The sequence below is a fragment of the Bradyrhizobium sp. 23AC genome, assembly GCF_054863025.1.
In genome coordinates, this window is record NZ_JAVAYN010000010.1 from 84,387 (window position 1) to 109,547 (window position 25,161).

The 25,161-nt window shown below is 63.6% G+C and carries 28 protein-coding genes; 8 read left to right on the plus strand and 20 right to left on the minus strand.

All coding sequences use genetic code 11. The features are described from left to right. Positions 1-137: 137 nt before the first annotated feature. Positions 138-1,409: a hypothetical protein gene (locus RAD10_RS23260; RefSeq protein WP_461619375.1), complete on the plus strand. Its 1,272-nt coding sequence runs from the start codon at positions 138-140 to the stop codon at positions 1,407-1,409. Positions 1,410-1,420: 11 nt separating this feature from the next. On the opposite strand, the gene RAD10_RS23265 is transcribed toward RAD10_RS23260, so the two are convergent. Next, entirely contained in the window at positions 1,421-2,047 is a 627-nt protein-coding gene (locus RAD10_RS23265; RefSeq protein ID WP_038949591.1) for a transglutaminase-like cysteine peptidase, read from the minus strand. Positions 2,048-2,240: 193 nt separating this feature from the next. On the opposite strand from RAD10_RS23265, the gene RAD10_RS23270 reads away from it, so the two are divergent. Next, positions 2,241-2,978 carry a metallophosphoesterase family protein gene (locus tag RAD10_RS23270; protein WP_461619376.1) on the plus strand — a complete coding sequence of 246 codons (738 nt, stop codon included), beginning with the start codon at positions 2,241-2,243 and terminating at the stop codon, positions 2,976-2,978. A gap of 62 nt (positions 2,979-3,040) precedes the next feature. Continuing rightward, positions 3,041-3,703 (plus strand): hypothetical protein, encoded by a 663-nt coding sequence (locus RAD10_RS23275; protein ID WP_461619377.1) that lies wholly within the window; start codon positions 3,041-3,043, stop codon positions 3,701-3,703. A 3-nt stretch (positions 3,704-3,706) separates the two neighbouring features. Here RAD10_RS23275 and RAD10_RS23280 read toward each other — a convergent pair whose 3' ends face one another. Then, positions 3,707-4,084 (minus strand): hypothetical protein, encoded by a 378-nt coding sequence (locus tag RAD10_RS23280; RefSeq protein WP_461619378.1) that lies wholly within the window; start codon positions 4,082-4,084, stop codon positions 3,707-3,709. A 474-nt stretch (positions 4,085-4,558) separates the two neighbouring features. Here RAD10_RS23280 and RAD10_RS23285 point away from each other — a divergent pair, with 474 nt between their 5' ends. Then, a complete protein-coding gene (locus tag RAD10_RS23285) occupies positions 4,559-4,885 on the plus strand; it encodes a hypothetical protein (protein WP_461619379.1) in 327 nt (108 codons plus the stop codon). A gap of 33 nt (positions 4,886-4,918) precedes the next feature. Here the strand turns inward: RAD10_RS23285 and RAD10_RS23290 are convergent, their stop codons facing one another. Both RAD10_RS23290 and RAD10_RS23295 read right to left on the minus strand, forming a co-directional pair. Further along, positions 4,919-5,167: a hypothetical protein gene (locus RAD10_RS23290; RefSeq protein ID WP_461619380.1), complete on the minus strand. Its 249-nt coding sequence runs from the start codon at positions 5,165-5,167 to the stop codon at positions 4,919-4,921. Positions 5,168-5,236: 69 nt separating this feature from the next. Next, entirely contained in the window at positions 5,237-5,482 is a 246-nt protein-coding gene (locus RAD10_RS23295; protein WP_091956219.1) for a hypothetical protein, read from the minus strand. Positions 5,483-5,670: 188 nt separating this feature from the next. Here RAD10_RS23295 and RAD10_RS23300 point away from each other — a divergent pair, with 188 nt between their 5' ends. After that, positions 5,671-6,888: a hypothetical protein gene (locus tag RAD10_RS23300; protein ID WP_461619505.1), complete on the plus strand. Its 1,218-nt coding sequence runs from the start codon at positions 5,671-5,673 to the stop codon at positions 6,886-6,888. Positions 6,889-6,899: 11 nt separating this feature from the next. Here the strand turns inward: RAD10_RS23300 and RAD10_RS23305 are convergent, their stop codons facing one another. The 3 genes from RAD10_RS23305 to RAD10_RS23315 all read right to left on the minus strand — a co-directional run bounded on the left by RAD10_RS23305 (position 6,900) and on the right by RAD10_RS23315 (position 8,118). After that, positions 6,900-7,136: a hypothetical protein gene (locus RAD10_RS23305; RefSeq protein ID WP_245323214.1), complete on the minus strand. Its 237-nt coding sequence runs from the start codon at positions 7,134-7,136 to the stop codon at positions 6,900-6,902. A gap of 232 nt (positions 7,137-7,368) precedes the next feature. After that, entirely contained in the window at positions 7,369-7,785 is a 417-nt protein-coding gene (locus RAD10_RS23310; protein WP_028142314.1) for a hypothetical protein, read from the minus strand. A 42-nt stretch (positions 7,786-7,827) separates the two neighbouring features. Next, positions 7,828-8,118 (minus strand): hypothetical protein, encoded by a 291-nt coding sequence (locus tag RAD10_RS23315; RefSeq protein ID WP_461619381.1) that lies wholly within the window; start codon positions 8,116-8,118, stop codon positions 7,828-7,830. A 970-nt stretch (positions 8,119-9,088) separates the two neighbouring features. Here RAD10_RS23315 and RAD10_RS23320 point away from each other — a divergent pair. The 3 genes from RAD10_RS23320 to RAD10_RS23330 all read left to right on the plus strand — a co-directional run bounded on the left by RAD10_RS23320 (position 9,089) and on the right by RAD10_RS23330 (position 12,172). Beyond that, the gene (locus RAD10_RS23320; RefSeq protein WP_018317058.1) at positions 9,089-9,262 is read left to right on the plus strand and encodes a hypothetical protein; all 174 of its coding nucleotides are present in this window, start codon (positions 9,089-9,091) and stop codon (positions 9,260-9,262) included. A gap of 818 nt (positions 9,263-10,080) precedes the next feature. Continuing rightward, the gene (locus tag RAD10_RS23325; protein ID WP_461619382.1) at positions 10,081-11,667 is read left to right on the plus strand and encodes an EAL domain-containing protein; all 1,587 of its coding nucleotides are present in this window, start codon (positions 10,081-10,083) and stop codon (positions 11,665-11,667) included. A 139-nt stretch (positions 11,668-11,806) separates the two neighbouring features. Beyond that, a complete protein-coding gene (locus tag RAD10_RS23330) occupies positions 11,807-12,172 on the plus strand; it encodes a VanZ family protein (RefSeq protein ID WP_461619506.1) in 366 nt (121 codons plus the stop codon). Positions 12,173-12,217: 45 nt separating this feature from the next. Here RAD10_RS23330 and RAD10_RS23335 read toward each other — a convergent pair whose 3' ends face one another. From RAD10_RS23335 to RAD10_RS23395, 13 genes are all read right to left on the minus strand, one after another. Beyond that, positions 12,218-12,664: a CHRD domain-containing protein gene (locus RAD10_RS23335; RefSeq protein ID WP_461619383.1), complete on the minus strand. Its 447-nt coding sequence runs from the start codon at positions 12,662-12,664 to the stop codon at positions 12,218-12,220. Positions 12,665-12,816: 152 nt separating this feature from the next. Next, complete coding sequence (locus tag RAD10_RS23340; RefSeq protein WP_461619384.1) at positions 12,817-13,029, minus strand: hypothetical protein; 213 nt, start codon at positions 13,027-13,029, stop codon at positions 12,817-12,819. Between the two features lie 166 nt (positions 13,030-13,195). Further along, positions 13,196-13,642, minus strand: a complete 447-nt coding sequence (locus RAD10_RS23345) for a hypothetical protein (protein WP_179736946.1) — start codon at positions 13,640-13,642, stop codon at positions 13,196-13,198. Between the two features lie 141 nt (positions 13,643-13,783). Continuing rightward, on the minus strand, positions 13,784-15,511 hold the full coding sequence (locus RAD10_RS23350; protein ID WP_461619507.1) for a chemotaxis protein: 1,728 nt from the start codon (positions 15,509-15,511) through the stop codon (positions 13,784-13,786). A gap of 5 nt (positions 15,512-15,516) precedes the next feature. Next, positions 15,517-16,608, minus strand: coding sequence for a protein-glutamate methylesterase/protein-glutamine glutaminase (locus RAD10_RS23355; RefSeq protein ID WP_461619385.1), 1,092 nt, complete (start codon positions 16,606-16,608; stop codon positions 15,517-15,519). 16 nt (positions 16,609-16,624) lie between these two features. Continuing rightward, positions 16,625-17,479: a CheR family methyltransferase gene (locus RAD10_RS23360; RefSeq protein ID WP_461619386.1), complete on the minus strand. Its 855-nt coding sequence runs from the start codon at positions 17,477-17,479 to the stop codon at positions 16,625-16,627. 136 nt (positions 17,480-17,615) lie between these two features. Continuing rightward, positions 17,616-19,418 (minus strand): methyl-accepting chemotaxis protein, encoded by a 1,803-nt coding sequence (locus RAD10_RS23365; RefSeq protein WP_461619387.1) that lies wholly within the window; start codon positions 19,416-19,418, stop codon positions 17,616-17,618. 61 nt (positions 19,419-19,479) lie between these two features. After that, a complete protein-coding gene (locus tag RAD10_RS23370; RefSeq protein ID WP_038949575.1) occupies positions 19,480-19,968 on the minus strand; it encodes a chemotaxis protein CheW in 489 nt (162 codons plus the stop codon). Between the two features lie 61 nt (positions 19,969-20,029). Further along, positions 20,030-21,727 carry a methyl-accepting chemotaxis protein gene (locus RAD10_RS23375; RefSeq protein WP_461619388.1) on the minus strand — a complete coding sequence of 566 codons (1,698 nt, stop codon included), beginning with the start codon at positions 21,725-21,727 and terminating at the stop codon, positions 20,030-20,032. 37 nt (positions 21,728-21,764) lie between these two features. Continuing rightward, positions 21,765-22,226, minus strand: a complete 462-nt coding sequence (locus RAD10_RS23380; protein WP_038949573.1) for a chemotaxis protein CheW — start codon at positions 22,224-22,226, stop codon at positions 21,765-21,767. Then, a complete protein-coding gene (locus RAD10_RS23385) occupies positions 22,226-24,301 on the minus strand; it encodes a chemotaxis protein CheA (RefSeq protein ID WP_461619389.1) in 2,076 nt (691 codons plus the stop codon). The genes RAD10_RS23380 and RAD10_RS23385 overlap by 1 nt, the downstream gene beginning before the upstream one ends. Further along, positions 24,298-24,663: a response regulator gene (locus tag RAD10_RS23390; protein WP_018317043.1), complete on the minus strand. Its 366-nt coding sequence runs from the start codon at positions 24,661-24,663 to the stop codon at positions 24,298-24,300. Before RAD10_RS23390 ends, RAD10_RS23385 begins: the two co-directional genes overlap by 4 nt. Next, positions 24,663-24,986, minus strand: a complete 324-nt coding sequence (locus RAD10_RS23395) for an STAS domain-containing protein (protein WP_018317042.1) — start codon at positions 24,984-24,986, stop codon at positions 24,663-24,665. Before RAD10_RS23395 ends, RAD10_RS23390 begins: the two co-directional genes overlap by 1 nt. Positions 24,987-25,161 lie beyond the last annotated feature (175 nt).

Here is a 25,161-nt window from a genome sequence, read left to right on the forward strand (position 1 = left end):
CGATCAACGCTGCGACGAGCCCGCGCGCAAACGGCCCGAGGTTTTAAGCGCTGGACCAAGGCAGGCCTCTGTTTGAAAACCACCCGCTCGCTTGTATGGTGACCTGACCGTTTCAGGATTCCCTTCGAGCGCGCCGTTTGTCCCTCGCTTATTTTGCCCTCATCGTTTCCATCGTCTCCGCTTCCGCTCTCGAAATTGCCGGCGCCAAGTTTGGTGCACAGCTCGGGACGATGGCCGCCGCGCTAAGCCTGCTGGCGGCCACCGCGAGCGCGCGAAAAGCCGATTACGATCACTATGTTCGCGCGACCTCCTGGGGCCGCTGGATCCCGATCGCCATTCCGCTGTTCATCGCGGCCCAGCTCGTCCCGCTTCCACTGAGCTTTGCCCATCCGATCTGGGCCAGCACCCGCGATGCCATAGGTGGCCTGCCGTTCGGACCGATCACGGCCGATATCGGCCTGACCGTCAGCGCGCTGCTGCTGGCGCTTGCAGCGATCTCGTTGCTCGGCGTCACCATCCTGGTGGTCCGCAACCGCAGCCGGGCCGAGCTGGTTCTCTTTGTGCTGAGCGGCGTAACTGGGGTCTCTGCTTTGATGTTGGACCTGCATCGGCTCTCGCCGTCACTTGCCGGGGCCGCGCCCTCGGATTTCACGACGACTTTGGCCGGCCTCGGTCTCATGCTCAATCTGGCGGTGATGCAGCTCGCTGCCGAACGGGCCGAGACGCATCACTCGGTCCTTCGCTCGGTGGCGATCGGCCTTTGCGGTCTTGTGGGCGCACTGGCAAGCGCGCTTGCGGTGTTCGGCCTGTCGGGCACGAACAGCGCGATCGCCGCGACCTTTGGCATTGTGCTGATCCTGCTGATCCTCGTCATTCGCAGGCTCGATCTATCGCCGCTCGCAGCGGGCGCCTTGTCGGCCGCCGCCTTGATCGGGGCTGCGATCGTGCTGTCGTTCCTGTTCGAAAAGGGCTCCGGACCGGTCCTGCTGCGGCTCGTCCCGGATATGGGGGCCGAAACGCGGGCCGCGCTGGAGCGCATGTTGACCGACACGCGCTGGTTCGGCGCGGGCGCCGGGACCTTTGCTGCGGTGGGCCGTATCTATCAGAGCGACGTCGGAGCCGCTTTGACGGCGCCGTCGACAGCCACGGCGGTCTTTGCCGGCATGGGATGGATCGGCATGGCTGCCGCGCTGGCGGTGAGCCTGATCGCGCTGGTGCGCCTGTTCTTCGGCGCTTTGCAGCGCGGACGCGACTCGTTCTTCCCTGCGGCCGCCGCGGCCTGTGTTTTGTTTGCGCTGATTCAGAGCTTGGCCGGTCCCGGGCTGCTGCGGCCCGCAGCAATCCTGTGCCTTTCCGTGATCGTGGGACTGGGGCTGTCGCAGAGCGTCAGCCAATCCGGATCACGATAGAGCGCGGATGATCAGACCGCGCGATCGCCGAGTGAGGCCCAGTAATTCGGGTTCTTGGGCGACTGAATGCGGACCCAGCGATAGGGCTTCTTCGACCACGGCAGAATGTGGCCGGAGAGATTGTCCAGCACGAGATCGCCGGCGAAGGTGCGCACCACGACCACGAGATGATGCTCGCCCCAGGTGGTCACGACCTCGCTGAGCAGCACCGAGCGCGCCGGAAAGCCCTTAGCGATCAGTTCGTGGCGTTTTGTCACAGCGTAATCGTTGCAGTCGCCGCTGGTCGGATGCAGCAGCCATTTCTCGCCGCGCAGCCCTTCCAGATTGGCCTCGGGACGGATGGCGGTATTGACCTTCTGGTTGACCTCTTGCATCTGCGCCAGCCGCTCGGCCGTAAGCTTCAGGCGCCCGCCCCTGAACACGATGTGCTGCGGCCGCGGCTTGCACTCGTCCTTGTACTTCAGGCAAAACAGCGTGAACGCCATTGGCGCCAGCGTCGGCTGGTCGAACTTGATGTACTGGATGGCGCCACGCAGCCCCAAGGGCGCACCGACGAATGCGGCTTCAGCGCGCTGCTGCACCCCTGCAGCAACGACGATGGCGGCCACGGCCGCCAGGAACTTTACAACTTTGCGCATGTCGCGCTCCCCGTTTTTGTTGGGGAGACGCTACGCGAGACGTCTTGAAATACGGCTCAAAGGCCGCGCGATCCTTTAATCAAAATGCAGGCGCCTTGGTCGGAAACAATTAAGAATACCGATGTGTGACTTGTTCTGCTAAGAGCCATCGCGACGTTCCGCTCGTGACGCTGGAAGCGATTCGACCGACCTGATGGGCCTTTCCTCACGCTTTCGAAAGAAGACCAAGCCTCGGCTTCCCGACGGCGTTCGCGTCTATGCCATCGGCGACGTGCACGGCCGCGCCGATCTGCTTCAATCGCTGTTAACCGTCATCGACGTCGATCTGGCCCGCTCGGCCCCCGAACGGGCCATCCAGGTCTTTCTCGGCGACTATGTCGACCGCGGCCCGGACTCGCGCGGCGTGCTTGATCTGTTGATCGAACGCTCGAAAACACACGAGACGGTTTGCCTCAAGGGCAACCACGAGATCTTCTTGCTCGAGGTCCTCAAGGACCCCGCCCGCCTGCAGGAGTGGCGCCACTATGGCGGCCTGCTGACGCTGGTCTCCTACGGCATCACGCCGACCATGAATCCGTCCGCGGAGCAGCAGGTCGAGCTGATCGAAGGACTGAAGCGCGCATTGCCGCCCGAGCACCTGGCCTTCCTGCAGCAATTGCCCTCGTCCTTTACCTGCGGCGACTTCTTCTTCGTCCATGCCGGCGTCAAGCCTGGCGTGCCGCTCGAGCGCCAGAAGGATGAGGATCTGCTCTGGATCCGCGAGGAATTCCTCGCGTCCGAGGAGCGCTTCGGCAAATACATCGTTCACGGTCACACCCCGGTCAGCGCGCCCGATATTCGCCCGAACCGCATCAACATCGACACCGGCGCCTATGCGACCGGAAACTTGACGCTGCTGACGATCCAAGGTGATAGTCTGCTCGCAATTTAAGAGCCCTGCTCTCGTTTCAATCCCGTGCTCGCTTCGCCCTCACAGGCCTCGTCGATTTCACCATGAACCGCATATTCCGGCTTCGCGTCATCGGCATCTGCACCGCCATCGTGCTGGCGCTTCATGCCGGCATCGCGTTCTACGGCGATCTCGTCCGACCGAACTTTCGCGCGAGCGATTTGTTCTCGGGCGAGATTCCGCCCGAGAAGGCGAAGCTGGCGGCCGGCGGTGTCCTGGCATCAGTTTCGCTGGATGGCGACCTGCTCGCGAATTACGCGGCGGCAATGGCCGCTGACGTTCTTCACCGTCCTTCAACCGATGCGGCCGGACGGGCCAGCGAGAACAAGGCCGCCCAAGACGCCGTCGTCGCTGCCTTGAAGGTCTCACCGATCAGGCCCGCGCTGTGGCTGACGCTCGGCACGCTGCAGGCCCAGGCAGGCGAAGCGGCGACGCCCGCTGTGAAGATGTCCTACTTGACCGGATCGGTGCCGATCGACGTCGCCTTCGCTCGCGTCCGGACCGTGACCTCGAGCGCGGCTGCAACGGACGAGGAGATCAAGCTGCTGGCGCAATCCGACATCCGCGCCGCGCTCGCCAATCGCTCGCGTTACGAGCCGCTGCTGATCGCGGCCTATGTGCAGGCAACTCCGCAAGGCAAGGCGCTGCTGCTCGACACCACGAAAGTGACCGATCCCAAATTCAACGAGATCTTGCGGCGGTACTGAATTTCAGCGCACCGATTTCGGGTTGACCGGCACGAAGTCCTGATCGCGACGCGGTTGGTCGGATCGCCCCTGATAGACGAACATGCCCTTCTTGGTCGTGACGATATCGCCTCGCTGCAGGCTATCGTCGCGGAGAAGGCGTTCGGTCGCGACAAGGTCCGGATCTTCCGGAATCGGCTTGTAGAGCTCGGGATGCTCCCGCCGCTCGCGCGAAGCTTCCTTGGCTCGGCGCCGTGCGTCCTCGATCCGCTGCCGCCATTCGTCGCGCGAGACTTCCGGCTCGCTTGGCGGAAGGTAGTCGCTGATGGATGGCTCCGGCTCAGTCTGAGCACGACATGAGAGCGGGTAGGCAGAGAGGGCCAATCCGACAGCGGCGGCCACGGCCGCCTGAACCGGCGCTTGCCCGGATATCGAGCGATCCGATGTGGACTTGCGGCGAATGGATCGCACTCCGATGACTCCCGAGCGGGCCGAGCAGCATCCAGCGGCCCCCTCAACTTCAGCTCATGCGGCTGCCAATTGCAAGATTTTAGGAACGCGGGGCCGTCCCATCAAAAATCGAAAAACAACCCCATGCACAGTAGCCGGCGCCAGCCATTTCAATCAGTTACGTCTTTCCCGAAATCCGATTTGATCCGTCGGGCAAAACAGAGGTAGGATGGCATGATCTGGAGAGAGCCGACCGGATGATCGCGCTTTCTGAGATTTACGTGTGATGAGCGGTCAAAGGCAAACAGCTGCGTTCCAAGACCTCGTCAAATCGTCACCGTTAGATTTCGGCATAAACTGGTGGAGTTGCCGAGAATGCGTACAGGACCGGTATTGCTGTCAGGTGTTGTCCTCGCGGCGTCCGCCATGTCTAGCCTCGCGGCGCAGGCCAGCCCCATCTGCATCAAGGAACGGACGCCGTTCGCGTTGTCGCACGATACGGTGAAATGGACGATGTCGATCGCGCCGGGCGCGGAGTGCATCCAGGGCCTGCGCTGGTCGTACATGCAGATCTTCAAGGTATCGGTCGTGAGCGGGCCATCACGGGGACAATTGGCGGTGGTCGGGTCCGGCTTCCGCTATTCGGCAGAAGCCGAGGCGCCCGGCAGCGACAAGTTCACGCTGCTGATCTCGGGCAAGAACCGTCAGGTTGCGGGGACATCGACACTGGAGGTCGAGGTCAATCCGCAATAGCCGGCCCTGGGTCTTGGCGGGTGTTCAGCGCGACTAACGGCGGCTCGAGCCACTGCCACTGCCCCGGGTTCTATTCCCGTGATAGGGTCGGGCGTATCCGCCGCCCCTCGTCACCGGCGGCTCGATCCGGCTCGGGATGTTACGCGTCGCGTTGGGCGGCGCGGGCTGCGACGGATTGACAATGGTCACGTTGCGGTTGGGCGTCGAAGGATCGTTGACGCCCTGGGCCCAGGCAGCGGCGGGCACAAGCAACGCAATGGCGATCAGAACTGGTCGTTTCATACGATATCTCCCGAGCATGAACGTCAGGGAGGCGATCACCGTTCCTTCACGGTTCGTTGGGCGGCGGCCTCAGCGGGGAACGGCAACCAGCTTGCCGTCTCGCCAGACGCCCTGGGCCGACTTTCCAGCAGGCAGCCTGCCTGAAAGGTTCCGAACGGCGGTCGGCCGCGAGGCAGCCTGATTGGTCTGCGCCTTTTTCGTAGGGGTCGTGATGATGCTGGAGCTCGTGGTGTTGGCCTGATCCTTGGTCCCTTGCGCAACGGCAGGCGAAACCAGGAAGGTCAAAACCGTGAGGACTGCTAGAACGCCGCGCATGGTCGAGCACCAGAAAGAGAAGAGAGCTTGGCGAAATGTCACAGGTTCTCGCCCAAAAGCAAGCACCTTCGAACACCGCGCGAGGCCTTTGCGGACCCGCCAATCGAAGCCAAACCGCCTCAACTCGAGACGTTTGAAGCGGAAAGACCTAGCGAAATAGCCCTATCCGGGCTACTTGATCGACCTTGATGACCGACTCCGGTGAAACTGCGGCCAACGCTCCCTCGGCGCAACAGATCAAAGCCGGGTTTATCCGTCTCCTGTCGAGCCGCATCCGCGCCGTATCCGACGATCCCCGGCAGATGCGGGAGATCGTCTATGAGCTGGCGCGCGTCAAGCTTCTGGAGCAATTCACGCATGCCGATGCGCGGGAATCGCGCGAGTTTCAGCAAGTCCTCGAACGTGCCATCAAGGAGGTCGAGCGTTCCTTCGAGCGTAGCGCCGCGTCCGAGCCGCAAAAAATTGTCGCGGCAACCGACGTTCCGGTCCCGCCCCCGGGCCATACCCCCGCTCCCCCGCCCATTCCGATGTCGTCAGCCGTTTCGGCTTCGCCGCCTGCTGCGAAGGACGCGGGAGCACCGCGCCGTCCCGTGGCTTCGCCACGATCGCCGGATCAACCCAAACGGAGCGGCGCCTTCACCTTTCTGGTTCGACTGGCCGGCATTCTCCTGCTCATGGCCGGCGCCAGCAGCGCGGTGATCTATTGGCCGCGTTTGAGGACACAGGTGTCCGCACTGTCACAATTGGTGCTGCCATCCGACCGCGCGCCGGGCACCCCCGAGCCCCGGCCGGCCACCGCCCCGACCCCATCGGAGAGCGCGAGTGTCGAACGATCGCCCGACAGCGCAAAGGAGCCGGCACCCCCTGCACACCCCTCCATGCCTTTGCCGACAACCTTCGGCGTCTACGCGCTGAACGAGGGGCAACTCCAGGAACTGAAGCCGGTCCCCGGAAAGATTCCAGACCGCCGCGTTGCGATCTCGGCGGCCATCAACACGCCGAGTGCAACGACCCTGACAAGCGGAGATGTCAACTTCATCGTGTTCAGACCGGACGGAAGCATTGAGGCAAGCGTGACCGAGGTTCGAGTCGTCGCGAAGGTGTCCCGGTCAATGGGCGTCGATGCCTCCGGCAAGGCCGCCATAGTCAACGCGGGCGATTCCTGGGTCATTCGCAGCATGTCCTACCCCTACAAAGTGGGGCCGGTCGAGGATCAGCAGAGGATGCTGTTGCTGCAACCGGAGCAGGACGGCTTCACGCTTTCGCCGGGTCGCTACATCGTCGTCGTCAAAGGCATCGGCTACGATTTCACGGTGGCAGGGACGATCACCGATCCCAACCAATGCGTCGAACGCATCAACGCGGCGAACGGCGCGTTCTATTCTCCCTGCCCGCCGCCGCGTTAGATCAACGGCCGCTACTTACTAGGCTTACCGTCCTTGGCCGCCTCAGCCGGCGCGTCGTCGACCTTACCGTTGTTCGCGACGCACTTTTGGAAGTATGCCCGCTGATCCTTGGCCGTTCCCTTGGCACTCCCGGCCGCCGGGTTGCCGATTTGCCTGGGCGGAAACGCCTTGGCCACCGCCGCTTCGCATGCGCGCGCCACTTCGGCAGTGATGGCCGACGCCGTCGCCGGCGCAGCCAACGTCAACACGCATGCCAATCCAACCAACCTTCGCATATTCCTGACCGGCACCTTGCTGCTCCCTCGAAGCGTGAATGCTTGCCGGGACCATAGCAAAAAGGATCGACGCGCCAAACGACAAAGCGGCGCCGAATTGTCACGCGGTCTGCCCTGTGTGTGGCAGGGCTATCGCATAGGACTCTCGGCAACGGCCTGAGCGCACGCCTCGTCCTTCGAGCCGCAGACCGCGCTGTCCTCAATACTAGCTGTTGAGCTGCGGCGGCTTGAAATTCGGAAAACGCGTGAGCATTGCGGTCTTGACGAACTTCAAGTGAGCAATGGTGCTTGCCAGCTCCTTGAGCCGCCGCTGGCCATTGGAGATGTCCGCCGCGAAGAGATCCTGGTGATGATTGTCGAGCGCCTCTCGCTCGAGATACTCATCGGTGCCGTTTCCGAAGGTGACGGATGCACGCGCCAGCGCGTCATCGACACGTCGACTGAGCCCGACCTGCTCCCTCTCCGCATCTCGTAGCGCGGTGTCAATGGCAACCATGACGGCGTCGACCCTCGCGCGGTCCGTCTCCGCATCACGCTCGGCGGAGCGGGCTTTGAAGCCCTTGTCCTCGCGGCGCGAGCCGAGGAGATTGTGCGCGCGTGCTCTCAGGAACAGCTGAAACATGTGGGCCATCCCCATTTTCGAAATCTAAGCCGCTACCATCGGTCAGGCATAGTTAACAAAGCCTAAATCCTGCGTCCGCCCCGCCTGGCTTTGTGCGATCCAGGCCCGCCAGGCTCCTTCGTGCTTGGAATAGAGCTCGAGCCACCGAACGTCGTCAACCGCGGCCGCTCCCGTGCCTGCGCGGGTTTCGGCCACGATTTGCACCGTCTCCTTCGGTGCAAGATCCAGCGCCTCGAATTCCGCCGTCTCCTCCAGCGACAGGCCTATCAGAACACGATGCCCTTGCGCGTCAACAAAATATCTGCGCGGCGCGTTCTGCCGTTGATCAATCATTTGAATGACCCTCGCTCATGATCCAAGGACCTGGAAGATCTCTCAGATGCCGGCCATAGCTACAAACAAACGCAATCAAAATAAGAGCGCAAGTCGTCGCGCCCAGCAACGCAATCAGCCACGTCATCTACGCCTACCCGCGCGCGCCCTCCGGAAACAGAGGGCCCGAACTCGCAATGAACTGATCCGTCTTAGGTTGCCTTTCCTGGGCCCTCAAGGACGGCGACAGATTAACCTAACCGCACATGGTTATTTCGACTTCGCCACGACCATGGGGCAGCACGCGCGCGGCCCCGCGGTTACGATGGCCGCTGGGTACGACCGGCTTCCATCGAGGCAGGGGTATAGGGTGCATAAAGACGATATCGTGCCGATCGCTTCCGCGAGCGCCACGCCCGTACGGCATAGCCGCAGCCAAAACCCGCTGCGAAAATCGAAATCAAAACCAAAGCAGCTAACATTGGAATATTCCCACGTTTGCCGGAACGTTCCTCCCGCGCTCATTTTCATCTTTTCGTTGTGTCGACTTCAAGATCGTCACCGCTGAAACTTTTGTCAGACGAAGATGAAGTTTGTGCAACGTGATGCTTGAAGATTGGTCGGCACGCGAGCGCAGAGCGCGGAGAAGAGGCTCCAGTTCTTTTTACCAGAACTCGACAACGCGACACCATGAACCCGCGTTCATTTGGCGCTTCAAACGTCGAGCCGCACGGATGAGACCGCAGTCGGAGGGCGCGCATCGGATTCGCCAGCGAAACACCGTTGTTATACGGAGCATCGCGCATCGATTTCATCGCGGTAAGGTTGAGCAGTTAGCTTAATCCGCGTTGTTTGTTGCGAAGTCTCACCGATCGCATATCCATCTTGCACCGAGCTCCCCCAAGCCCGGCCCCACCCAAGCAAAGCCGTCGAGCGAACATGGGTCGCTTGGCGGCTTTGTCGTTGTGTCGACAAGAGGATGATTTCGGTTATGGCGCGCAAGCCCTGGTCGTTCAAAGAAGACCGCCGGCTCATGGAGCTGGCCAAGTCTTCGGCTTCGCTGGAAGAGGCGGCGAAAGTTCTCGGACGCTCGCCTGATGCGATCAAGCGCATGGCCTTGCGGCTTGGTCTTTCGCTGAAGCCGAAGACGGGAAAAAAGAGCTAGCCTCGGAAATGCGACGGTGCTCGCCTTGAGCCCCGCAGCACGACCTCCCGCGCTGCGGTGAATGACGACCGACCTCACTGATGGGGCCAGCAGGTCACTGCAAAAGACTCAGAGGTCACGCCTCCGCAGATGCGGGCGTCAGCCTACAGTCTTTCGAAACAGAGTAATCATGGCTTGTCTCGCCGGGACGGAACCAGACCTACGTTCGGGTGTTAGTTCGAATCTCACAGCGAGGTCTGGCAGTGCTCCACTTTGCCATTTCCGCGGTTTTGGTTTGGCTGGCGATCAACATCGCCTTCGTGGTGCTTCGGCTGCGGGCCGCCCGTGATCCCGCAGCGCCCCGCACCGACAGGTCAGGCAGAGCTTATCCAGGGGCCGTCTCCCCGCGCCCCCGATGAGCGCGACCAAGCTGGCCTGACCTAGTTGCGCGTCTTCTTCTGGGACCCCATCCCAGGGCTCGTTCCATAGTTGGGTGTCCCCGTCCCCTTGAAAGCTCCGCCCATGCTGTCCGAACCGGAATTCGTCGCCGTGCCGCTGCGGGAGGTGGGCTGAGTGCCCGATGGCTGGTCTTTGGTTCCCTGCGCCCAAGCCGCGGAGCTTCCGACGACGAAGGACAGGAGGAGGAGGCTTAACGTCCTGATCATACTGCTCAACTTTCCATGCTCGGGCCGCACGACATCAGTCAGCCAACCCCTCGGTAGCCCTTCCGGACCGGTCCGCCCGTTAAACCCTATCTTAGCCCCCGCTGGCTAGAATCAATTCCCAAAATCAGTTCCAAGATCAGTCACCAAGCCTCTCCTGAATTTCGCCTGGACCGGATGAGATTACAGCGGCCGAACCTCTCGTTTGCGGCGCTCGTTATTGCGAGCACGATGGCGTTCGGGCTGGCGGGCCATTTTGCGGCAGACGGCGTCATTCGCCACCAGCAGGCGCACCAACTGAACGAGCTGACCGAGGTCGTTCTGCGCCGCTCCGAATTTGCGGTCGATTTCGCCGCGGCCAGCCTCGACGAACTCGCCAAGCGTGATCTTGCCAGCTGCGCACCGGCAGCGCTGCAAGCCATCCGGCTCCACGTCTATCAGCGCTCGGCGATCAAGGACGTCCGTCTCGTCAACCCGGACGGATCGGTGATCTGCTCGGCCTATTCCGAGACGCTCGAGTTCGACAAGGGATGGGCGGATCGGCGCGACATGCTGCCCTCACACGACAAGAGGCTCTCGCTGTTCCGCGTGGAGCAGTTCGGCGGCGACGCGTTGGGCGTGCTCAGGGACGTCAATCGCAGCTCCGCGCTGGTCGCCATCGTCGGCATCAACGCCGGCCTGTTCGATCTCATGCCCGCCGAGTTGCGCGCGCACAGCGAGGTGATCCTCGCCTTGAGCAATGGCGAGAAGCTCGGCGAATTCCGGCTCCATGCCGACAGGCCCTTGCCAGGGCCGATCAGCTTCGACAGGCATTCCACGCGCTTCCCGCTTCACGCCACGATCCGGCTCGAGCACGCCGTGCTTTCGAGTTGGAACAGCGAGGCGTATTGGCCGGCGCTCGCAGTCGCCCTTGGGCTTGGTGCACTGTTCGGCATCCTGCTGGCACGCAGCCGCCGGATGGAAGGGCCGGTCGCCGATCTCGATCGCGGCCTCGCGGCCGGCGAATTCAAGCCATACTACCAACCCATCTTCGACCTCAGGACCGGCCAGATCACGGGCTGCGAGATTCTGGCGCGCTGGGTTCGTCGGGACGGCTCGGTGGTGCCGCCGATGAACTTCATTCCGCTGGCCGAATCCAGCGGGCGCATCCAGGTGATGACCTGGCAGATACTGAAATCGGCACTCGCCGACCTGCAGGGCGTGCTGAAGGCGGACAAGACCTTCAAGATGTCCGTGAATGTCGTGCCCAAACACCTGCTGAGTGCCGGCTTCGTCGAGACGCTGCGTCGCACGGTCCTGGCGGCGAGAATCTCCGCACGCCAGATCGTGGTTGAAGTCACCGAACGCGATGAGCTCGACGATCTCGCGCACGCCGCGACCGTCGTGGCCGAATTGCGCGACCACGGCTTCCGCGTCGCCATCGACGATGTCGGCGTGGGTCACAGCGGCCTGTCGCGGCTGAAGGGGCTCGGCGCCAACACGATCAAGATCGACAAGTTCTTCGTCGACACCATCACCGTGGATGCATCGACCACGACGATCGTCGAGATGTTGGTCGCGCTGGCCAAGGACTTCCGCATGACGGTCGTTGCGGAAGGAATCGAGACCGAGGAGCAGCGCCGCGCCCTGATCGCCTCCGGCGTCGAGGAAGGACAGGGCTATCTCGTCGCCGCACCGCTGCCGTTTGCGAAATTCAGCGAGCTGGTCGATTCACGCCGCCACTCCGCATCCGCAGCGCCGGCCGGCGGCGTCCTGGTGGCCTGACCATCTTCGCCGGACTGCCTCCGGGCCGGCGATGGCGGGCAGGTTTTGGGCGGCCCGCGCCCTCGGAAGAACGACGAGGCGTTTTAACGATGTTCTCGTCTTTCGAAGCGGAATGGCCTTCAAGCGGCTATGGTGGGCCATGCGTCGAAATCACCTCATCGCAGCCGCGGGAATCTGCCTTGCCCTCATCGCCTATGCCACCTTGGCAAGGCTGGCGGGACGGCCGGCGCTGTTGGGGCATCACGAGGCCTACTGGATCGTCGTCATCGAGCGCTTCAGCGCCTATGGCCTGTTGGGCTTCCTGCTGGCCTTCCTGTTGCCCGGCCGGCTCGCTTTGGCCTGCTCGCTCGTCATCGCAGTCGCAATGGGGCTGGAAGTCCTGCAAACGCTGCCCCCCGATCGTGATCCGGGTTTCCTGGACGTGCTGCAAAAGGCGGCAGGAGGCACCGTCGGCGTCATCCTCGCCCAGACGATCCTGGCGTTCTTACCTCGGCCGCCAGCCTGAGGTCCACGGCGCTGACAAATTCTTCAGCGCCACGGCGACGTCCCCCTACTTCATCATCTGCCCGCGCAATTCGCCGCCTGGGTTCGCGGCCGTATGAATGTTCGCGTACCATTTGCCGGCCAATAGATCCGCTGCCTGGGCATCCGTGAGCGTGGCGCTGCCCTGGATAGGACTCTGGACCGTCTTGAAGGGCAAGGCGATGCCGGCGTTCTTGCCCGCATCACTGGGGCCATGAAAATGCGCCCCCATCGCCGGACCAGTCAGATTGGCAAACGTAATCGTATAGGTTAGGATTTTGGTCTGGGTGTCGAACGCGGCCTCGGCCTTGCCCGAACCGGACGAGCCGTTCGGAGGCACTTCATTGCTGCCCTTGAGGTCGGCCTGCAGCTTGACGACCTCCGCACGTGACGGCGCGGTTGTGACGATCAGCAGCCCACCGAGCATCACCGTTCCCAACAGCGTCACGCCGACCCGATACTTGGCTTTCCTCATGGCATTCTCCTACAGGCTCTACGGCCCGATGCGGTTGAAACCCCGGCCCCGGCTTGAAATTCCGGAGACGAGTCTATGCCTGATTCGCGAAAAGCTGGCGGGGATCCACCGGTGGCGCGTGGAACGATCTGCGGGGCCTGACGCCAAGCGAGCTAGGCTGCCCCGCGCTCGCGGAACCCGGTCGGGGCCAGGAGTTCGGCCATCTGCCTGTGCGTGCTCTGGAGCGCCTCGATGGCGCCGTCGAGATCGAAATCCGCTTCGCGGATTGAGGCGAAGAACTTGGCCGTCAGCGCCAGGTCGAGCTTGACGCGCGTTGCGCCGTCGCGGCTCTTGCGACGGTCGAGCGACAGATGGATGGCGCGCATTCTGGCTTCTGCGGCCGTACAGCCGCTGAGTGTCGCCAATTCGTCGTATGTCATCCAGATCTGAGGCATGGTCTCGTGCGTCCCTTATTGCCGCCTCATCCTAGCTTTCCGCGCCTGAATGCACCGTTGCCGCGGCCCGCTTCGCTGCGATAGCGTCAACGCAAGACTAAGATGCGGGAGGCCTGGAAGGCGCAGGAAATTGGCGCGGCCGCGAACGGCTGTCGAGGCCCTTGGGCAATTTGTCATTGAGCTTCACGACGGCGCCTCGCGCTTCCACAGCCGGCGCATCTTCCTGGCTGTAGATCAGCGTCACCTCGAACATGACGTCAGGCGCTTCCCTGGCCGTTCCGGAGCAGGTCGCCATCGCACCGCTGCACACGCCGGCGAGGCTGACCTCGACCTCGTCCAGACCGAACACGGTCGGCGGCCCCTCGGCATAGCGCCGCGTGGTCAGGACGGCCGTGAAGCGCTGATCGTCATCGAACTGATACGAGCCGCCATAGGTGAAGAAGCTGTCGCTGCCGGAAATCCGTCCGTCCGCCAGATGCACGATACCCGTGCCCTGGCCGCGCGGGGTCCTGAACCAGGCCGCGTATTTGCCGTCTCGCATCATGGAAATGTCCGCCGTAAAATTCACTGGTATTTGCAACCAACTCTGGGGCGCGGCAATGACCGACGCGGCGAGTATTCCGCGACGGTTAACGCCCTGCAAAGCCGACCCGTCAAATTGCCGCCGCAGCACGTGGCGACGCAATCAAAACAATTCTATGCCGTCATCCGCAGTCTCGACCGCCTCGACCCGGCGCGTCGCGGCGATCGACTTGAGTCCGAGCACTTGCAGGAACTCGCGATGAACATCCCGCTCGCGCTCCATCGTGTAGCGCGCGAAGAGATCGTCGAGGATCGCCTGATCCTGCGGCTCCGGCTGTAGCCGCTGCGCGCCCGCACTCGCGGTCTCGAGCCGCGTGGCGACCGCAGGCAAGGCTGCGGAGCTTTCGCCGAGCCTCGTCATCAGACCCTGGGCCGAATTCATCAGCCTCTCGAATTCCGCGCCTTCGTCGACGAGCCGGCTCATCAGCTTGCCGAGCCGTTCATTGCCGGCCTCGACCTCGCGCAGCGCCTGAAGGATTTGCGGCTCGAGCTTGGCAAGCTGGGTGGGATCACCCTGCACGCGAAGCTCCTTCAGCTCATTGGCCGAGCGCTCGATCCCGTCGAGCACGGGCCTCAGGCGCGCGGCCCCCGCGGAGACCTGGTCGGCGGTCGCCTTGAGCTCGTTGGCGATGACGACGAAGGCGCTGCCGCGGCTGCCGAGATGGCTCGCCTTGAGGCCGGCATTCATTCCGATCAGCGTGATGTCGACGGTCGCTTCGGCAAGCCCGGCGATCGCCTGGCGAAATTTCGTCAGCGTGTCCTCGACGATCGCGAGCGCCTCGTCGACCGAGCGACCGGCGCTCTCGCAGGTGGCGATCAGGGTCGATGCATGCGCCAGCGTCTGCTTGATGCGCGTCAGGAACGACGACGAGCCGCCATCCTCGCCGCCGAACAGCGTGCGGCCGTGGCCGACGACGCTGCCGGCATCGTGCAGGATCGCAGTCAGCGCGCCGACGATCTGGCCGACGTCGCCGCCGAACTCACGCTGGGCATCCCTGAGCTGGGACGCCTGCAGCCGGCAAATTGCACGCACGCCGTCGTCGCTCGGCACCGTTTCCGGGACGAGGCTCGGCGCTGATTCCGACACAAGGCCGAGGCCGTGGGACACGTGCTCGAGACGTTGACGCGTGCTGTCGCCCGCCTGCAGCGAGATGATCGCGCTGCCGACCGCCTCGGCGATCTTCCTGGTGCTGGCACTGGCACGGTCGGCCAAATGGCTGCTCTTGCTGCGCTGGTCGCGTAACCCGGAATAGGCCGCGCCGAGCTCCGCGCTCTCCGACATCAATTGAGCGCGATACCGGCTCTCGAACTCCTTCTGCCGGCCGGAGGCGGTGGCAACCGCTTCGGACAGGCGCTGCTGGTCGCGTGCGCAGCCTTCGATCGAGCGCTGCACGGCCCTGCCGAGATCGTAGGCTTCCTGGGTGAAGGCGAGAAAGCCCTCGCGGTCGCCGTCGAGCGAGGCCGCCTCGATCCGCGCGCTGCGCGCGATGATGGTGATCATCCCGATGTGCTTGAACAGCGGCTTGAGCAGCGAGGACGCCTCCGCCGTGCTCTTGCCGATCGTCTCCAGCAGCGCGCTCTCCGCCGGCAGCGCCTGCGCCAGCTCGCTGAGCCTCGCGGCGATCTCCTGCAGCGCCGTTGCCGCACCCTCGATCTCGGCGCCGGAGAGCTCACCCGAGAGCGTAGCTAAGCCCTGGTTCAGCTCCTTGAAGATGAGGTGGCCGCGTCCGAGCTCGTGACCGACGCGCGCGAAGACGTCCTCGATGCGCGAGGAGACGTCCTCGATCGCGGTGGTTGCCTCGGCGAGCGTGTTGGCCGGAACGGGCGACATGGCCATCAACCCGCCACCGCGGCGTGCCCGGCCTGATACCAGAGCATGATCTCGCGCGGGATGTGATGCAGCGAAACGACCTTCTCGACACCGCCATGGGCGATGGCTTCCTTGGGCATACCGAACACCACGCAGCTCTCTTCGTCCTGCGCCCGCGTCGAGGCGCCGAGCTTTCGCATCTCCAGCATCCCGCGCGCGCCGTCGTCGCCCATGCCGGTCATGATGACGCCGAGCGCGTTGGCGCCGGCATGCTGGGCCGCCGAGCGGAACAACACGTCGACTGAGGGGCGATGCCGCGACACCGGCGGGCCGTCCTTGATCGCGATCTGGTAGCGCAAACCGATGCGCTGGAGCAGCATGTGGCGGGCGCCGGGCGCGATATAGGCGCAGCCCGGCAGCACCGGCTCACCGTCCTCGGCCTCCTTGACCCTGATCTGGCAGACGCCGTCGAGACGCTTGGCAAAGGCCGCGGTGAAACCTGCCGGCATGTGCTGGACGATGACGATCGGCGGACAGTGCGGCGGCAGCATCTCGAGGACGTCGTTGAGCGCTTCGGTGCCGCCGGTCGACGCACCGATGCAAACGATGCGCTCCGTCGTCGGTCGGACCCTGCCCTGCACCGGCGGCGGGATGATGGCGTCGGCGGTCAGCTTCTTCTCGATGGCCCGGCGTTCCGCACGCGGCCGCACCCGCGCGCGCGCAGCCGACTTCACCGCCTCGCGCAGCCGCGTCGAGCATTCGAGCAGCGCCAGGCGCGTGTCGATCTTCGGCTTCGGCACGATATCGACCGCGCCCGCCTCGAACGCCTCGAACATCACGTTCGAGCCCTCTTCGGTCAGCGAGGAGCAGATGATCACCGGGATCGGGCGTTGCGCCATGATCTTGCGCAGGAACGTCATGCCGTCCATGCGCGGCATTTCCAGGTCGAGGATCATGACGTCGGGAATCTCGTCCTGGAGACGCTTCGCCGCCACGAACGGATCGGAGGCCGTTGCCATCACCTCGATATCGGGGTCCTCGTTGAGGATCGTCTGCAGGATTTGGCGCACCGACGCCGAATCGTCCACGATCAGCACGCGAACCTTCTCCCTCGGCATCTTGGTTGCGCTCCGGCTAGACCTGGAAAATGGTTGGCTGAACCTGCTTCAGCCCGGGCACGGCACTGTGAATCATCGATTCCGAATGTCCGACCAGCAAATAGCCGCCCGGACGCAAATGGCTGCACAATTGCTCGACCACCTTGCGCTGGGTCTCGCGCTCGAAATAGATCAGAACGTTGCGGCAGAAGATGATGTCGACGTCACGATCGACCGGATAGGACTTGTCCATGAGGTTCATCCTCATGAAATGTGTCGCGCGCCGCAGCTCGGGTACGACCCGCACCTCACCGCGCGACTTGTCCCGCGAGGTCGAAAAATATCGTTTCACGAATTGCTCCGGCACCGGGCCGAGCACGTCGCGCGTGTAGATCGCCGTCTTGGCGAGGCGCAGCACCGCGGTCGAGATGTCGGTCCCGAGGATGCGGTACTGGAAGCGCGAGCCGTTCCGCGTCATGTCGTCCAGCACCATCGCGGTGGTGTAGGCCTCCATGCCGGTGGAGCTCGCCGAGCTCCAGATCTTCAGGTTCGCGTTCTTGCGTCCATGCGACTTGAGCAGGCCGGGAATCGCGACGTCGCGCATGAAGGTGAAGTGCTGCGGCTCGCGGAAGAAGTCGGTCTTGTTGGTCGTCACCACATCGATGAGATGGGTGAGCTCGGTATCGAAATGATCGGCCTCAAACAGGGTCTCGACATATTCATTGAGACCGGAGAAGTTGAGCGCGCGCACGCGCTTGTGCAGCCGCCCCTCCAGCATCAGCCGTTTGCCCTGCGGCAGCTTGATGCCGACCTGGCCCTCGATCAGTTCGGCGATGGTGCGGAAATGGCGGTCCGACAGATGCACGGCCGTATCCTGTACGGCGGGCATCATGGCCGCCGGCCCCGGTCCGCGACGGCCACCTGCACTGAATGTCGGGCCGTACGGGCCATCTCGAATCCTACGGGTTTAAACAACCGCTGAAAGAAGACCGGTCCACCGTCGCAGGGCAGACCGGCCCGCAAAAGTCCTAGCGCTGAAAATCGGCGTCCCGATCATCCTCGCCGTCATGCATGTCGAACGCAAAGCCGCCGCCGGCAACCTTCACGGCGCGCGCCGGCCGGGCCTGCACGACCTTTTTCGCCGGACGCTCGGCAGCCGCCATGGTGGCCGCCTTGGCGCGCAGCTGGCTCACCGCCCGGTCGATCGGCGCCGGTGCCTGGCTCTTGGCGCCTTGCTCGATGCGGAAATAGGCAATGGTGGACTGAAGCTGTTCGGCCTGCGAAGCGAGCTCCTCGGAGGTCGAGGACACCTGCTCGGAGGCGCTGGCGTTCTGCTGACCGACCTTGTCCAGCTGCTGGATCGCCTGGTTGATCTGGGCCGATCCGACGTCCTGCTCGCGACAGGCCGCTGTGATCTCCTCGACCAGCTCGGCGGTCCTCTTGATGTCAGGAACCAGCTTGGAGAGCATCGCGCCGGCCTCCTGTGCCACCTTGACGGTGTCGGCCGAGAGCGTGCCGATCTCGGCCGCGGCGGCCTGGCTGCGCTCGGCGAGCTTGCGCACTTCGGAGGCGACCACCGCAAAGCCCTTGCCGTGCTCGCCCGCGCGCGCGGCCTCGACCGCGGCGTTGAGCGCGAGCAGATCGGTCTGGCGTGCGATCTCCTGCACGATCGTGATCTTCTCGGCGATGGTCTGCATCGCGTTGACGGCGCGGCCGACCGCGGCACCGCTGGCTTCGGCGTCCTTGGCCGACTGCGCGGCGATCTTCTCGGTCTGATTGGCGTTATCGGCGTTCTGCTTCACGTTGGAGGCCATCTCCTCCATCGAGGAGGAGGCTTCCTCCGCGGACGAAGCCTGCTCGGTCGCGCCCTGCGACAGCTGCTCGGCGCTCGCCGAGAGTTCCTGGCTGCCGGCGGAGACGTTCTGCGCCGCGGTCAGAGCTTCAGACACGATCTGGCGAAGCTTCTCCACCATGCGCTCGAGCGCAAGGCCCAGCGTGTCCTTGTCCGACAGCGGCTTGGCTTCGATCGTGAGGTTGCCCTGCGCGATCTCGTTGGCGACGGCCGCGGTGGCGTTCAGATTGGCGGTCATCGCGTTCAAAGATTTCACGAGATCGCCGATCTCGTCGTTGCTGGAAGCATCGATCTTGTGGCTGAGATCGCCGATCGCGACGGCATCCGCCAGCCCGACCGCCTTGGCGAGGGACCGACTGATATTGATCGAGATCCAGACTGCGCCAATCGCGGCAACGATGAGCGAGACGATGACGAGGACGATCAGAACCAACTGGGCGCGGCGGCTGTCTTCGTTGGACTGCACCGCCTGCTCGGCCATCTGCCTGTTCGTATTGGCGACATAGGCTCCCATCGCCTCGGTCGCATCTGCAACTACCTTGCGCCCGTCACCCATCGAGCGCTCGGTTGCCTTGGTCTTATCGGTCTTTGCCAGCCTGATCGTCTCTTCCTGATAGATGTTCATTCTGGCGTAGGCGCTGGCGAAGTTATCGAGCAGCTTCTTGCCGCCTTCGCTTGCCATCGCATAGACCTCGTCCCTGATCTTCGTGGCCTCGTCGCGGAGCTTGGCCGCGTTCACCGCGAATTCCTCGGCCTCGCTTGCCGTTCCCAGAATTGCGTTCTTTTCCGCCCTGACCTGCTGCCAGATGATCTTTTCGACCTCGGCTGCTCTCTCCATCCGCTTGGCACGAAGCACCATGGAATCTGCGGTCGCGGCCATGTCGGACAACTTTATGTAGCTCACAGCGCCTGCTACCATGAACAGAAGAATGACGACGCCAAACGCGCTGGCGAGCTTAGCTTTGACGGTGAATCTCATTTTCAGTCTCGTTGGTTCGAATTGGGGAGCTTACGCGTGACCACGCTTTACTCTTGCAAACTCAGGCGGCGCGAGGCGCATCTGTAGCCGTGTCGCGGCCTTCCGGAACTTCGTCATTGGCCATCAGCTTGGCGAGATCGAAGATCACGACGAACTTCTCGCCCTTGCGGCCGATGCCGGCGGCGTAGTCCGACTGCCATTTCCCGCCGACCTCTGGCACGGGCTCGATCGCCTGTTCGTCGATGTCGGTGACCTCGAACACGCAGTCGGCGACGAAGCCGACGCCGACCAGGCGGTCCTTCATCGGCACGTCGAGGATGATGATGCGGGTCGCTTCGGTGGCGGCCACGCTGGGCAGGCCGAGCTTGTTCCTGAGATCGACGATCGGATAGCCGCTGCCGCGCACGTCGATCATGCCGAGCAGAAAATTCGGCGCATGCGGAAGTCGCGAGATCGGCCGCATGTCGAGAATTTCGCGGACGTTGCGGATGCTGATGCCGAACGTCTCGCCGGCGAGCCCGAGCGTCAGATATTGCGAGGTTGCGGCCATGATGCAGTCCAGGATTCCTGGTTGGAATGGGCGCGGTCCGGCATTAGGCCGGACCGGTTGATCAGCGTTGGAACTCGGCGTCGCGGTCGTCTTCGCCGTCATTCATGTCGAAGGCGAAGCCACCGCCACCGGCGACTTTCATCGCACGTGCCGGCTTGCGGACAGGCACCGGCTTCTTCATGCCGCGATCGGCGGCCGCCATGTGCGCAGCCTTGGCCCGGAGCTGACCGACGGCGCGGTCGATCGGCTCGGCCGTGGCCTTCTCCTTGCGCGTGGCGTGCTCGATCCGGAAGAACGAGATGGTCGACTGCAGCTGCTCGGCTTGCGAGGCGAGCTCTTCCGAGGTCGACGACACCTGCTCGGAGGCGCTGGCGTTCTGCTGGCCGACCTTGTCGAGCTGCTGGATCGCCTGGTTGATCTGGGCCGAGCCGACGTCCTGCTCACGGCAGGCCGCGGTGATCTCCTGCACCAGCTCGGCGGTCTTCTTGATGTCGGGCACGAGCTTGGACAGCATCTGGCCGGCTTCCTGGGCGACCTTCACGCTCTCCGTGGACAGCGTCCCGATGTCGGCCGCGGCGGCCTGGCTGCGCTCGGCAAGCTTACGCACTTCGGAGGCGACCACCGCAAAGCCCTTGCCGTGCTCGCCTGCGCGCGCGGCTTCCACGGCCGCGTTGAGCGCGAGCAGGTCGGTCTGGCGTGCGATCTCCTGCACGATCGTGATCTTCTCAGCGATGGTCTGCATCGCCTCGACGGCACGGCCCACGGCGACACCGCTGGCTTCGGCGTCCTTGGCGGACTGCCCAGCAATCTTCTCGGTCTGGTTGGCGTTGTCGGCATTCTGCTTCACGTTCGAGGCCATCTCCTCCATCGAGGAGGAGGCTTCCTCGGCGGACGAAGCCTGCTCGGTCGCGCCTTGCGAGAGCTGCTCGGCGCTGGCGGACAGCTCCTGGCTTCCGGCGGAGACGTTCTGGGCCGCAGTGATCGCCTCGGCGACGATCTGCCGGAGCTTTTCGACCATCCCATTCAGCGACTTGACGAGATCTCCGATCTCGTCGTTGCTTGCCGAGGGAATGGTCTGGCTGAGATCGCCCTCCGCGACCGCACCTGCAAGGCCAACGGCTCTTCCGAGCGAACGGCTGATCGAGATGGAAATCCAGAGCGCAGCCCCGATCGCAACCGCCAGCGAGATGCCGATCAGCGTCATCAGCAGGAATTGGGCCTGGTGCCCCTCTGCCTTGGACTGGACGGCCTGCTCGGCCATCTGCTTCTTCGTATTGGCGACATAGGCGCCCATGGATTCCATCGCGTCTGCAACGACCTTGCGGCCGTCACCCATCGAGCGCTCCATGGCCTTCGTCTTGTCGGACTTCGCCAGCCGGATCGTCTCTTCCTGGTAGGTATTCATCTTCGCGTATGTGGCTGCGAAGCTGTCGAGCAGCTTCCTGCCGCCCTCGCTCGCCAGCGCGTAGACCTCATCCCTGGTCTTCATCGCTTCCTCGCGAAGCCTGGCGGCATCGGCGGCAAACTGTTCGGCTTGAGCCTCCGTACCGAGCACCGAGTTCTTCTCGGCGCGCAGCTGAAGCAGGATGTCCTTTTCGATCTGCGTCGCCTTTTCCATGCGGTTTGCGCGCAGAACCATGCTGTCAGCGGTCGCCATCATGTCGCCGAGCTTCATGTAAGCCACGCCGCCCGCGATCCCGGACAGAACGATGATCACGCCGAACGCACTGGCAAGCTTTGCCTTGACGGTAAATCTCATTTCCAGCCCCTACCCCGGTCTCGCCCGAGACCTCATCTCAATTTAGAATGCGTTCCATGTTCGGAACGATGACGAACTCTTCACGCCACTTGGCAATGAAGCGAATGAACTCCGGCTTCCAGTGCATGCCGACGCGCGGCGTTTGCTGCACGTCGGTCTGGGAGATCTCCGTGACCTCGTAGACCTTGTCGGCGGTGACGCCGACCAGAACCGGCTCGCCGTCGAGCTCGAGCTCGATGACCACGATGCGCGTATCGGCGGAATCATCGAGCTGCGGCATGCCGAAGCGGATGCGCAGGTCGGCGAGCGGAATGACGTTGCCGCGCACGTTGATCACGCTGGGAACGAAGGCGCGCGCGCCCGCCACCTTGGTGACGGGGACGGGATCGATGATCTCGCGCACGAGGCCGGCGTCGAGCGCGAACTTCTCCTCGCCGAGGCCGATCATCACGACCTGCATCGCGTCAGCCTGCCGTTCGCCAGCCAAACCATCGTTCATCACGCCGCCTCGCTGATATGCTGCTTCTCGACCTTCGACTGCGCCAACGCGACGAGCTGCGCGACGTCGAGGATCAATGCCGCCGTACCGTCGCCCAGGATGGTCGCGCCGGAGAACATCGTGACATCCGAATGCAGCTTTGAGAGCGACTTGATCACGGTCTGGTGGTTGCCGATGATCTGGTCAGCGACGAGGCCGACGTGAGTCTCACCGGTCGAGATGATAATCGTCTTCTGATGACGGTCGGGCGTGCCCGATGCGGTCATGATCTCGCGCAGCCGGAGGAAGGGCACGAGATTGCCGCGCACGTTGAGGAAATTGCGACCGCGCGAGCGCTCGTCCTCGGCGGTCAGCTCGATGCATTCCTCGACCGCGGACAGTGGAATGATGTAGCGGCCTTCGCCGACGCGGATCAGAAGACCTTCGATGATCGCCAGCGTCAGCGGCAGGCGCAGCGTCACCGTGGTGCCCTGGCCCGGCCTGGTCGACAGGTCGATCGAGCCCCGCATGTTCTCGATGGTACGCTTGACCACGTCCATGCCGACGCCGCGGCCTGATAGCGCCGAGATGGTCTGCGCGGTCGAGAAGCCGGGATGGAACAGGAATTGATGGACCTCATGATCGGTGAGCACGGCTCCGGGCGCGATCAGCCCCTGCTCTTCCGCTTTCGCACGGATGCGCGCGGTGTTGAGGCCGCCGCCATTGTCCTTCACGGTGACGAGCACCTGCGCGCCGGAATGGACGGCGGCGAGCTCGATCCGGCCCTGCTCGGTCTTGCCGTTGGCAGCGCGCGTGGCGGTGTCTTCGATGCCGTGGTCGATGGCATTGCGGATCAGATGCACCAGCGGATCGGCCAGGCACTCGATCATGGTCTTGTCGAGCTCGGTATCTTCGCCCGATGTGACGAATTCGACCGGCTTCGACAAATCGCGCGACAGGTCATGTATCAGGCGGCGGAAGCGGCCGAACAACGAACCGATCGGCACCATGCGCGCACCCATCGTGGTATCGCGCAAGGAGGAGGCGAGGCGCTCGATCTCCTCGGCGATCATCTTGATCGAGAGGTCGGAGCCGGAGGCGGCGAGCTGGGTCAGCCGCGCCTGGGCAATGACGAGCTCGCCAACGCGGTCCATCAGCTCGTCGAGACGCTCGGCCTGGACGCGAACGGTGGCGATGCCGCGATCGTCGCGCTTGGCCTCGAGCTTCGGTTCAGGCTTTGATTCCGATTTCGGCTCCGCTTTTGCGACGGGCTGCTCGGCGACGGGCGCGGCAGCAGCCTCGACCAGCGGCGCAGGCATTTCGACTACCGGGGCCAGCTCCTCGTCGAGCAGCTGGAACAACGGTGCCGGCGCAGGCGCTTCGACATGCTCCAGGGGCGACAGCGTCAGCTTCATCTCGTCCTGGACGAACATGAAGACGTCGTCGATCGCATCCTTGTCGCAGGCCGCGTGCAGCTTGACGTCCCACTTCAGATAGCAGTCTTCCGGCTCCATCTCGTCCAGGAACGGGACGCCGTCAGTGACAGGCACGACGAAGCAGGGGCCGAGCTTGCAGAGATCTTCCAGCAGGTCGAGCGGGTTCGAGCCGTTGCGCAGGATATGGGTTTCGAATTCCAGATAGAGGTGCCAGCCGGCCTGCTTGCCCCCGGCGGGAGCCAGCGGCGGGGCTTCGGCGATCTCCGCGACCGCTGCAACCGGCTGGTCGGCCGAGACGAAGCGCTTGAGATCGTCGAGGATGGCCTCGCCGATGATGTCGTCGGTCGACTGGGGATCTTCGATCAACGCGCGGATGTAGTCCTTGGCGGCGAGCGCGACCGAGATCAGCTCCTGGGTCGGCTTGATCTCGCCCTTGCGGACGCGGTCGAAGGCGGTCTCGAATTCGTGGGTGAAGGAGGCGACCTTGTCGAAGCCGAACATGGCGCCCGAGCCCTTGATCGTATGCAGGGCGCGGAAGGCGGAATCGACCAGTTCGCGGTCGTCGGGACGCTGGCCGAGATCGAGCAAGGCCCCTTCAAGAACTTCGAAGAGCTCGCTGGCTTCCTGACGAAAGACCTCGGTCGGGTCCATTGCGCTCATGCGCGCACCAGCTTGCCGACCACGGCGAGCAACTGCTCAGGCTTGAACGGTTTGGTGATCCAGCCGGTGGCGCCGGCGCTCTTGGCTTCCTGCTTCACCGTGTCGTTGGATTCGGTCGTCAGGAACACGATCGGCATGCCGACCGCGCTCGGCAGCTTGCGCAGCGCCCGGATCAACTCCAGCCCGTTCATGACGGGCATGTTGAGGTCGGTGATCACGAGATCGAGCTTGCCGGCCTGCGCCTTGGCGAGCCCTTGCGCACCGTCGCCGGCCTCGATCACGCTGTGACCGGCCGGCTCGAGCACCACCTTGATCATTTGCCGGATGCTGGGGGAATCGTCGACGGTCAGAATCGTGGCCATTAGGTGCCATCTTTCTTTTGCGGGAAATGCTGATCGATCATCGCCTCGCTGGTGAAGCCGGCGCGGCGAAGGGTGTTGCGAAGAGACTGTGAGAATGAGGTCAGCACCACCGGGCGGCCCTGGGCCTGGCCCGTCTTGGCTGTCGACAGCAGAAGCTGGATCGAGGTCACATCGGCCTTGTCGACGCTCGAACAGTCGATCTCGAGCCGCTCCTGGCGGCCGAACGCCTCCCGAATGAGCTCATAGACATTGCGAATGGCCGCGATGCTGCAATCGGCGGGCAACCGCAACGACCACTTCGGCTCCGTGGGATTGAGCGCCATCGCTGCCCCGCCTTTGCTAAAATTCCACTACTCGTTTGACGCGAATCCGGTGAGCAAACCCCTAACGCGGGTATCCGTACAACTACGGGTCACATTTTCGCGGAATTCGCGCAACTACATGCAGACGTGTACAGCCTCCTGAAATCCTTCATGCACGGCGCGCATATCCGCGGCG